Annotated in this window: 1 protein-coding gene; it reads right to left on the reverse strand. The window is 61.6% G+C overall.

Going from position 1 to position 842, the window contains the following annotated elements; translation table 11 throughout:
• Nucleotides 1-12 precede the first annotated feature (12 nt).
• Nucleotides 13-767 (reverse strand): IS5 family transposase gene (locus tag KM135_RS19640; protein ID WP_425517094.1). Its coding sequence is split into 2 segments (ribosomal slippage): nt 13-423 and nt 426-767, totalling 753 coding nucleotides; the frame shifts between segments, so codons are not numbered across the junction.
• Between the last annotated feature and the right edge of the window lie 75 nt (nt 768-842).

The following is an 842-nucleotide window of genomic DNA, read 5'->3' on the forward strand; positions in this document are numbered from 1 at the left end:
GGTCCGGACTCACTACAGCCACCAGATGACGGCAGCGGCGATGCAGATGGCTCCCATGAAGTTTTTGAGGTTGCGATCGAAGCGGGTGGCGATGCGTCGCCAGTCTTTGAAGCGACAGAACATGCGCTCGATGACATTGCGCTGTTTGTAGCTTGCCCGGTCGTAATCGTACTGGATTTTGCGGTTCTTGCGCGGCGGGATGACGGCCTGGGTGCCGCGCTCATCCAGCCATTCGCGCAGGGCCTGGCTGTCATAGCCTTTGTCGGCGACGAGTTCTGCTGACGGCGGCATGGCCGCGATGCAAAGCTGTGCGACCTTGCAATCATGGACGTTTCCGGGCGTCAGGAGCAGGACGCAGGGGCGGCCCTTCTCGTCGCAGACCGCGTGGAGCTTGGTGTTGCGTCCGCCTTTCGTGCGGCCGATACCATGAGCCAAGGCCCCCCTTTTCCGCCGCCGGCGCAGCGATGGACCTTGATGCAACTGCTGTCGATGAACAGACGATCCGGGGCGTCGCCGGCTCCGGCCAGCGCGCTGAAAATGCCTTCCCAGATGCCGCGCTCGGACCAGCGAACGAACCGATTGTAGAGCGTTTTCTTCGGACCATAGACGTCAGCACAGTCCGCCCAGCGGCCGCCGCAGCGAAGCGCGTGGACGATCCCGCTCAGTACCCGGCGATCATCCACACGCGGCTTGCCCCGAACATCGGTCGGAAGCAGCGGCTCAATCCGAGACCACTGCGCATCGGAAAACCAAAAGAAATCAGACATCTCAGCGCCTCCTCGCCAAGACACTGAATCACAATCCGAGCAACGTGGGAATCCAGTTATTGGGTCCGAACCCTA

Source organism: Sphingobium xanthum (assembly GCF_019737615.1).
Classification (GTDB): domain Bacteria; phylum Pseudomonadota; class Alphaproteobacteria; order Sphingomonadales; family Sphingomonadaceae; genus Sphingobium; species Sphingobium xanthum.